The following is a 9,289-nucleotide window of genomic DNA, read 5'->3' as shown; positions in this document are numbered from 1 at the left end:
GTTCACCGCTGCACAGCACCAGCCGCAGTCCGTCCAGCGAGCCCGGCCGCACCGGGACGTCGGCGAGTTCGTACAGCAGCGACGGCACCACGCTGAGCAGTACGGTGACGGCCCCTCCGACTACGGCGGCGACGACCCCTGCCGGGTCACGGGCGGCGTCGGGAGCCGCCATGACCAGGCGGGCACCGGAGCCCAGGGCGCCGAAGACCTCCCGCACCGAGGCGTCGAAACCGTCGCCGGCCAGGGCGAGTACCGAGTCCCGCGGGCCGAGTCCGTACTCCTCGCGCAGGAATTGCAGGTGGGAGACGGCGTTGCCGTGGGTGGTGACGACGCCCTTGGGCCGGCCGGTGGAGCCGGAGGTGTACGTGACGTACGCGGCGCCGTCCGGGCGCACCCGAACGTCCGGATCGACGTCCGGCGATGTGTCGGTGGAGGCCGCGTCGATCAGCAGCACCGGACGCCCCGCGCTGCCCGGGAGCACGACGGCTGTGTCGCGGCGGGCCAGCACGAGGACGGGCTCGGCGTCGTCGAGGAGCAGGCGCAGCCGGTCGGCGGGCGCCGCCGTGTCGAGTGCCAGGTACGCGGCGCCGGTCTTCAGCACGGCCAGCCGGGCGACCACGGAGTCGGCCGAGCGCGGCAGGCACAGGGCGACCAGGTCCTCCGGGCCGGTCCCCAGCGCGATGAGGCGGTGCGCCAGCCGGTTGGCCCGCGCGTTCAGCTCACCGTACGTCCAGGTGGTGCCGTCCGCGTCCACCACCGCGGGCCGGTCCGGCGCCTCGTGCACCTGCTCTTCGACGAGCCGGTGCAGGGCGGGACCGGCGGGCCGCGGGGCGCCGGTGTCGTTCCACTCCTCGACGGTCTGCCGGTACTCGGCGCCGGTGAGCAGCGGCAGCTCGGACAGCGGGGCCTGCGGACGGTCGGCCACCGCAGCGAGCAGGGTGAGCAGGTGGCCGGCCATGCGTTCCATCCGGTCGGCGTCGAACAGCCCGGTGTTGTAGCGCAGTTCGCCGTCCAGCGTCAGGCCGTCGACCAGCGCGAAGGTCAGGTCGAACTTCGAGCGGGTGATGCCGACAGGGATCTCCTCGACGTCAAGGCCGCTCAGCACCGGGTCGCCGCCGGCCGTGTTGAGGACGAGCATCACCTGGAAGAGCGGGCTGCGGGTGAGATCGCGTTCGGGGTGCAGTTCCTCGACGAGCCGCTCGAAGGGCAGCTCGGCGTGGTCCCAGGCGTCCAGCACGCGGTCGCGGACCCGCTCCAGCAGCTCCTCGAACGTCGGATCGCCCGACAGGTCGCCACGCAGCACGAGGGTGTTGACGAAGAAGCCGATCAGCGGTTCGAGGTCCGGGTCGTCGCGGTGCGCGATCGGGGTGCCGATCGCCACGTCGTCCTGGCCGGCGCAGCGACCCAGCAGCAGTTGCACGCAGGCGGCCAGGACCATGAACAGCGTGGCCCGGCGCGCATGGGCCATGGTGCGCAGCCGCGCCGTCACGTCGGCCGCCACGGTGAACTCGACCGCCGCGCCGTCGGCGGCGGCGCCGGCCTGCCGGGGCCGGTCGGTGGGCAGGTCCAGCGGCGGTACACCGGTCAGCACGTCCTGCCAGTACGCGAGGTCCGCCTCCAGCATCGCGCCGCCGAGCCCCGCCCGCTGCTCCTCGGCGTAGGCGGCATAGCTGCGGGTCAGTTCCGGCAGCACGGGCCGGGTCCCGACCACCGCGGCGTCGTAGCAGGCACCGATCTCGGCCACCAGATTCCGAACGGACTCGGCGTCGAAGACACTGTGGTGCACGGTCAGCCCGAATACGTGCTCCCGCGGGCCCGTGCGCAGCAGCACAGCCCGCCACAGCGGCGCGGTGGCGAGGTCGAACGGCCGCTCCGCCAGCGTGCCGAGCGCCGCTTCGGCGGTCCGGAAACCGTCCACGGGTACGACCGGCAGCTCGACCGGGACCTCGTCCAGGACGACTTGGTGCGGCACGTCGTCGGTGACCTCGAAACGGGTGCGCAGCACAGCGTGCCGGGCCACGACCGTCGCCAGGGCGTCCTGCAGCGCCTCGGCGCGCAGGTCGCCGGTCAGGCGCCAGGCCAGCGCCACGGTGTACTCGGGACTGCCGGGTTCCAGCCGGTCGAGGAACCAGAGTCGTTGCTGCGCGAAGGACAGCGGTGCGATCCGCTGCTGACCAGGCATGCTTCCTCCACCGGTGGGATTCTTGGGACTGCGGTGGCCGGGAGGCTCAGGGCATGGGGACCGGCCGGGCCGGGGTGACCCCGGTCAGTCGGCGGAATTCCTCCGGGCGGATGTTGCCGCCGCTGACGACGGCGACGACTCCGCCGGACGACGGCAGGGTGCGGGCGCCGGCCAGCGCCAGCGCGCCGGTGGGCTCCACCGTCATGCCCTGCGCGCCCAGGTCCCGCAGGGCGTGCAGCACGGCGGCGTCGTCGACCACGACGATCCCCTCGACGAACCGCTGCAACAGCGGGAAGGTGAACTCACCCGGGGTCTGGGCGTGCACGCCGTCGCAGATCGTCGTCGGGGGCGCTATCGAGACGCGCCGCCCCAGCGCCAGGGATCGCGCGGTGTCGTCGGCCCCGGCGGGTTCGACCCCGAGGACCCGGATCGGACGTCCGCTGAGGGCGACGGCGGTCGCGACGCCGGCGAGCAACCCGCCGCCGCCGACCGGCACCACGACGGTGGTGGCATCCGGAACCTGGTCGAGGATCTCGAAACCGACCGAGGCCTGTCCGGCGACGACCAGCGGATGATCGAACGAGGACACCACCACGGCGCCGGTCTCCTCGGCGATCTCGCCGACGCGCGCGCTCCGGGCCTCGTTGCCGCCGTCGCAGAGCACGACGCGCGCTCCGAGGGCCCGTACCGCCTCCCGCTTGTGGCTGCTGGAGGTGCGCGTCATCACCACGGTCGCCGTGACGCCGAGGCGTCGGGCCGCCCAGGCGACCGCGATGCCGTGGTTGCCCGAGGACCCGACCACGACATCGGTCGCGCCGAGGCCGGACAGCGCGTTGAAGGCGCCGCGGAGTTTGAACGACCCGGTGAGCTGAAGGTTCTCGCACTTGAGCCGAACCCCGCTGCGGCTGTCGACGGTGACCGGCGTGACGCGGGCCGTCCCGGCCAGCCGCCAGGGCGCCGCCCGGCAGGCGGCGGCGAACTCTTCCGGCACCTCCCGGTCGGCGGGCGCGCCGAGCGGCCCGGGGGCCGTCGAGGGCACCGCTGGCATCGGGGTGGTCGTCTCGAAGGTCATCTGTGCCTCCGGCCGGGTCGGTGCGGCCGGGCCGGGACGCTCATCAGGCCTGTCCCGCCTGTTCCAGGTGGCGGCGCAGACTCAGCGGGCGCATGTCGGTCCACACCTGATCGATGTGCGCCAGGCACTCCTCTTTCGTGCCGCTGGTGCCCTCGGCGCGCCAGCCTTCGGGCACCGGCTTGCCGACACGCCAAATGGAGTACTGCTCCTCCTCGTTGACGACGACCTGGTAGGGAAGTGCGCTGGTTTCAGGCATGGTGGAACCCCGTTCATGGTGAGAGGCATGCGGTCCGGACGACGTGCCGACCGGGCGGCGGCGGGCAGCACAATGCGCCCGCCGGACAAGGGGGAAGGTCACACGCGAAGGGCCGTGTGCAGGAGTACGTTGGCTCCGGTGACCAGGTCCTCGGGGGCCGTGTACTCGTCGGGGGCGTGGCTGACGCCCCCGACGCTCGGCACGAAGATCACGGCGATGGGCGCGACGGCGGCCACGATCTGCGCGTCGTGGCCGGCTCCGCTGTACATGGGCAGGTATGCCAGCCCCAGGTGTCCCGCGGCGCGCCGGATCGCCTCGCGCAGCGGTTCGGCGGTACTCACCGCCTCGGAACGCATGGTGACGCGCGACTCGATCTCGACACCGTGCACGCCGGCCAGGCGCTGCGCTTCGGCGAGGATCGCCGCTTCGGCCTTGCGCAGCCGGTCCATGTCGCCGTCGCGGATCTCGGCCGACATCCTGACGAGGCCGGGGATGACGTTGGTCTGGCCCGGCAGCGCGTCGAGGATGCCCACGGTTCCCGCGGCGCACAGCTTGTCGTCCTTGGCGACGGCCTCGATCGCGAGCACGAGGCGGGCCGCCACCACCAGCGCGTCCCAGCGCTGGTTCATCGGCGTCGTCCCCGCGTGCATCTGGCGTCCGGTCACCTCGAACTCGACGATCGTGCGGCCGACGATGGCGTCGACCACGCCGATCGGCACGCCGGCGGCCTCGAGCACGGGGCCCTGTTCTATGTGGATCTCCAGATAGGCGGCGACGGAGCCGGGTGCCCAGGCGGCCCGGTCGACGGCGTCGATGCTGCCGCCGGCCCGGGCCAGCGCCTCACCCAGCGGCACACCGTTCCGGTCGACGACGCCCGTCGGGTCGGGCAGCCGTCCGGCGACCGCCAGCGAACCCCAGAAAGGGACCGGGACGTGGGCGCCTTCCTCATTGGCGAACGCGACGACCACCGGTTCGTAGGCGAGGGGAACCTGGTGTTCGGTCAGCACCCGCAGCACCTCGAGCGCGGCGATCACGCCGTAGGTGCCGTCGAGGGTGCCGCCACGCGGGACCGTGTCGAGGTGCGAGCCCATGACGAGGGCAGGGCGGTCGCTCACGTGGGCGCGCCGGATGACGAGGTTGCCGGCCTGGTCGATCTCACTGGTCAGCCCGCACTCGGCCGCGACCCGGCGCAGGTAGTCCCGGGCGGCGTCCTCCTCCGGCGTGAAGCCGAGCCGGGTGACACCTCCGCGGGGATCCGCCCCGCAGTCGTCCAGCCCGCGCAGCGTCGCCAGCATCCTGACGCCGTCGGCCCGCAGGCCGGCGTGCCCGGCCAGGCCGGCTGGCATCGCGTTCGACGGTCGCAAAGTCTGTTCTCCCAACCTCAACGACGGACGTGCCTCGACAGAGGGATCCACTTCGAAGCTCCGGTGAATGGCAAACCATGGCGCGAGCAGCTGGTTTTCGACGGAAACGACCGGTCGGATTCCCGGGAAGAGCGACCGTGTTGCCGACAGGCATTGCATATCCGCTGGCGGAACCGTGATACAGCACCTCGCGTGCTGCCGCTGTGCATTACCCGGAGGTATTTGTGACCCCTCCGCCGGAGCGACTTAAGCGGTTCGTGGCCAAGCCGGACACGCTCGGCGGCACCACCCCAGGGTGGCCCATCCGGCCGAGATCAGCCACAGCCATAACCGGCCAATCCTCCTGCGGCGCCATCGGAGACCCCGGCAGGTCGATTCACCTCAGCTTCTCCACCGTCCGGCCGTGCTCACGCGCACTGTCACCCTTCGACCGGGAAACGTCCACGACCTGCGACAACCAGGGCGCTGATCTGCTCGTGTCCCTCACATGGGGTACCCCGGCCGCTCTGGAGGCGGGATCCGTCCGAAAGGTTCGACTCCCGTGACTTGCCACCCCAGGGCCCGCCCCGCAGTCCCAATTCCTCGGCCATCAAGGAACGGCAGGACGACTTATTGACATGGTTGGGGAGGGGTGACTAGCGTTCTGCCGCTCGGTGCCCCTGATTCCCTTCTACCGGTTCCGCATTTCTGTGGAAGAACTGTCGGCTCCCGCGAACGGCAAGTCGGGAACGCTGCACGGGAACGTCGCATCTTCGAGAGCGCACGCGAGCACGTCGTTCGAGCACGGCCTTTCAGCCCGTTCTCCGAGGGAGTCAAGCACATGCGCTTCGGCATAATGTTCTTTGCCGCGTCGTCCGCGGGCGGCGCACAGGAGACCTACCGCACCATGGTCGAGGCGGCGAAGCGGGCGGACGAGGGCGGCCTGGCCGCCGTGTGGACTCCGGAGCGCCACTTCGACGAGTTCGGCGGGGTCTTCCCCAATCCGGCCCTCACCAGCGCCGCGCTCGCCACGGTCACCCGGCGGATCCAGTTGCGGGCCGGCAGCCTCATCTCGCCGTTGCACCAGACCGTGCGGATCGCGGAGGAGTGGTCGGCCGTCGACAACCTGTCCGGCGGGCGGGTGGCGGTGTCGTTCGGCTCCGGGTGGAACACCAACGACTTCGTCCTGTACCCCGACCGCTACGAGTCCCGGCACGAGGTGATGCGTGAACAGATCGACACCGTGAGGAGGTTGTGGGCAGGCGATTCGGTCAAACTGGTCAACGGCAGCGGACGCATGACCGCAGTCAGGCTGTATCCGCGTCCGGTGCAGGAGCAGTTGCCGGTGTGGGTCACCTCCTCGGGGAATCCGCAGACCTTCGTCAACGCCGGTGTGGCCGGCGCTCACCTGCTCAGCCACCTGATCGGCCAGGACATCGACCAACTGGCGGAGAAGATCGCCTCCTACCGCCGCGCCCGGGCCGACAACGGGCACCGTCCGGAGGACGGCATCGTCTCGCTGATGCTCCACACCCACCTGCACGACGACGCCGACGAGGCCGAACGGCGGGCACGTGTCCCGTTCCGCGAGTACCTGCGCTCGGCCGTCGTCCTGGAACGCAAGTCGGCGGTCGGCGGCGGCACCATCAGCGGCGGCTTGCGCATGCCCGAGGAGGAGATCCCCGCTGACGTCCTGGAAGAGCTGCTCGACATGACCTACGAGCGCTATTTGCGCCACGGCTCGCTGATCGGTTCACCCGCCGGCTGCCTGCCGATGGTGGAACGGCTGGAGCGGGCGGGCGTGGACGAGGTGGCCTGCCTGATCGACTTCGGGCTGACGGGGCGCCAGATCATCGAGGGGATCGACCCGCTGGTCACCCTGGCCGGGCTGACCGCTCAAGGTCCGGTCGAGTGACTGAGTGCGTCGTGGCAGACCGAATGCGTCCACCGCGGTCCCTCCTGGGTGCGGCTGTCACCCGCACAGGTTCGGTCAGACCGCCCGGGACGGCGGGAGCGGCGCTGTCCCGGACGACATGAGGGACGTGGAGTGGGCCGAGGTCCACCCCGCTCACCGGCCCCGCGGTGGCCACCACCGCGGCGAACACCTCCCTGTACAGGCCGCTGAGCACCTCCACGTTCCATGCCCGACCGCCACACCTGCGGCCGCCCGCCGTGTACGCCGCGCCGGAGCCGGTCGTTCCCCCGGCGGCAGCCGCCTCCGTCCGATCCTGCTCCAGGACTTCCCGTCCAGGCATCCGACTCCTGCCTCGCCCGCGTCGCGGCAAGGAGACGTGGACGCGCCGCGTCGCCAGGGCTGGACGGTCTCGCCGATCGCCCGGTGGTCTGCGGCAGGGCGGCCTTCGGCGGTCAGGTCCACTCCGGGGTCATCGGGCTTGCGGTGCGATGCCTTCGAGGACGATGGTGGGCAGAGATGTGTCCGGCCGCGTGCCTGGTTGGGGGGCGGGTGGGTTCATCGCCGTGCCGAACAGGAGGGCGAGGAGCACGACGGCGGTGTGCGTCGGTTCGACGTCGGTTCGCAGCCGGCCGAGTTCCTGTTCGCTGCGCAGGTACTCGGCGAGGCGTCCCGGCGGGCCGGGGAGCATGCCCGGGGGTGGGGTGACGCGGGCGAGTTCGGGGTCGGTGAGGATCGCCAGTTCCAGCGGGAGGATGCCGGCGCGCAGGGTGGCGAGGCGGTTGAGGCAGTCGGTGAGGTTGGCGACTGCAGCACCGCGATGCTCGACCTGCCGGCCGACACGGTCGTCGACAGTCAGCGCCGGCCCGCGCACCCGCTACGTGGTCACCGCCGCCGCGAGAACCCTGGCGCCCGCCCGCCGGCTGCTCGGCTCCCGCACCCTCGACGCGTACCTGCGCGCCTTCAAGGGCGCCGCCTGACGCGGGCGGTCATGCGGCGTGCCGGACGGTGCTTCCGCGGCCCGGGCTGCGAGCCGTCGGCGCGGCCCCGGGCACAGGCCGGCCAGAAGAGAGGTCGCCGTCGTCGGGGCGGTGAGCGGTACCGGGGCAAAGTGACGGGCTTCGGTCGGCGCCCTGTGTCCGACGGACCCGTGAATCCGCCGAGGCGGGAGCGACAGGCTTCGGTCGGCGCCCTGGTCCGGCGGCGCCGTCAATCCGCAGAAGTGGGCTCAGAACTCTCCCTGCCTCCGGCGCGCGGGCCGCGCTCCCTGCCTCTGGCGCCCCTCGTCACGGGCTTGCTGGAAGGCCTCGGAGATCGTCTCCGCGGCCCCGGACAGCGCTCCCTTGGTCTTGCCGCGGGCGCCGGATTCGGTGAGCTTCCCGGTGAGTTCGGTCAGGCCGGCCGGCTTGCGCGGGCCTGCCTCCAGGTCGAGGCGGTTGCACGCCTCGGCGAAGCGCAGATACGTGTCGACGCTGGCCACCACGATCCGTATGTCGATCTTGAGTATCTCGATGCCTACCAGGGAGACGCGCACGAACGCGTCGATCACCAGCCCCCGGTCGAGAATGAGCTCCAGTACGTCGTAGAGGCCACTGGAACCTCCGCCGCCGCCCTGCTGTGTCGTCATGGTCATCACGACCAGCCCCTTGCCGTATGTGTATTCCGCACGCGCGTTGCCCCGCCACGCCCGCAGTCCGGTTCCGAACGGGGGCGCTGCGCGGTGTTCCCGCTGGTCGCCGTGGCCTCGGCGGCTGCTGTTGCGGCCTGACTGGAAATGAGCAGTCTTTCGCTGCCGACCTGCGTGTTGCTCAGTTCGGAGAGCGGAATGCATCGGAGTTGGCTGTAGTCAGTGCTGGTGTTTTCGGTCCCTGAACCGTTCCGGGTTTGATCGAGACTCTAGGTCGTGACTGTGACCTGGGGTTTCGTGGTTTCGCGGTGGTAGAGGACCCGGGCTACCACACCGGGCTGCTGGCCGTACTCGGCGGCAATCCGACACACCAGCTCCAGACAGTCCCGTTGGATCCAGAGGGCGCGTTGATCCTGCTTCCCGGGATGGGCGGACCGACCGGCGGCAATGTCCGCCTCCAAAACCGCCTCCACCACCCGCAGCGGATCCTGCGAAGCGCAACGGGCCAGAGCGCTGCGCACTTCCCGCACGCTGGACTGCACCGTCTGCTTCCGGCTCAGACGCTCCAGCGCCGGGGGCACACCCATGGGGGAGGGGTGCACGGTGTTGCGGCGCTCTTGGAGGTGAGCAATCCTCAGTCGCTGGCCAGGGAGTTGCTCAGTTTTGCGGAGCGCAGCTCGGTAGTAGTTACTAACAGGTAATTCCGAGGTCGGGTTGAGTGTGGACTCTGTGAAGTTGGCTTGACCTGCGGTTTTGGTGATGGCTCCAGGGTTTGTTCAAGCAGAGCCTTGGTTGCTCATGGGGGACTGCTGCAGGGTTGGGTGACACCTGACCTGGCTTGCTGAGAGGCGGCCTGGAAGGATGTCGCAGTGCCCAAGCCGTATCCCAAGGAGTTCC

At 70.9% G+C, this 9,289-nt stretch carries 8 protein-coding genes; 1 reads left to right on the top strand and 7 read right to left on the bottom strand.

The annotated features are described in order from the left end of the window. The 4 genes from ACZ5GT_RS40340 to ACZ5GT_RS40325 form a co-directional block, all read right to left on the bottom strand. Positions 1 to 2,182 (bottom strand): non-ribosomal peptide synthetase (locus ACZ5GT_RS40340; protein WP_469036832.1); only part of this gene is annotated, 2,182 nt, incomplete at its 3' end. Between the two features lie 46 nt (positions 2,183 to 2,228). Then, positions 2,229 to 3,254: a pyridoxal-phosphate dependent enzyme gene (locus ACZ5GT_RS40335; RefSeq protein ID WP_469036829.1), complete on the bottom strand. Its 1,026-nt coding sequence runs from the start codon at positions 3,252 to 3,254 to the stop codon at positions 2,229 to 2,231. 43 nt (positions 3,255 to 3,297) lie between these two features. Beyond that, positions 3,298 to 3,510, bottom strand: a complete 213-nt coding sequence (locus ACZ5GT_RS40330; protein ID WP_469036826.1) for an MbtH family protein — start codon at positions 3,508 to 3,510, stop codon at positions 3,298 to 3,300. Positions 3,511 to 3,608: 98 nt separating this feature from the next. Beyond that, positions 3,609 to 4,856 carry a hydantoinase/carbamoylase family amidase gene (locus tag ACZ5GT_RS40325; RefSeq protein ID WP_469036824.1) on the bottom strand — a complete coding sequence of 416 codons (1,248 nt, stop codon included), beginning with the start codon at positions 4,854 to 4,856 and terminating at the stop codon, positions 3,609 to 3,611. 838 nt (positions 4,857 to 5,694) lie between these two features. Here ACZ5GT_RS40325 and ACZ5GT_RS40320 point away from each other — a divergent pair. Next, positions 5,695 to 6,768 carry a MupA/Atu3671 family FMN-dependent luciferase-like monooxygenase gene (locus ACZ5GT_RS40320; RefSeq protein WP_469036822.1) on the top strand — a complete coding sequence of 358 codons (1,074 nt, stop codon included), beginning with the start codon at positions 5,695 to 5,697 and terminating at the stop codon, positions 6,766 to 6,768. Between the two features lie 469 nt (positions 6,769 to 7,237). Here ACZ5GT_RS40320 and ACZ5GT_RS40315 read toward each other — a convergent pair whose 3' ends face one another. The 3 genes from ACZ5GT_RS40315 to ACZ5GT_RS40305 all read right to left on the bottom strand — a co-directional run bounded on the left by ACZ5GT_RS40315 (position 7,238) and on the right by ACZ5GT_RS40305 (position 8,979). Continuing rightward, positions 7,238 to 7,639, bottom strand: coding sequence for a hypothetical protein (locus ACZ5GT_RS40315; RefSeq protein ID WP_469036820.1), 402 nt, complete (start codon positions 7,637 to 7,639; stop codon positions 7,238 to 7,240). Between the two features lie 354 nt (positions 7,640 to 7,993). Continuing rightward, a complete protein-coding gene (locus ACZ5GT_RS40310) occupies positions 7,994 to 8,398 on the bottom strand; it encodes a gas vesicle structural protein GvpA (RefSeq protein WP_469036818.1) in 405 nt (134 codons plus the stop codon). Between the two features lie 263 nt (positions 8,399 to 8,661). Beyond that, positions 8,662 to 8,979: a hypothetical protein gene (locus ACZ5GT_RS40305; RefSeq protein WP_469036816.1), complete on the bottom strand. Its 318-nt coding sequence runs from the start codon at positions 8,977 to 8,979 to the stop codon at positions 8,662 to 8,664. Positions 8,980 to 9,289: the final 310 nt, after the last annotated feature.

The organism is Streptomyces sp. NPDC031340, assembly GCF_055569945.1.
Note: the sequence above shows the minus strand (reverse complement) of the source record. Positions and strands in the feature narration are given on the sequence as shown.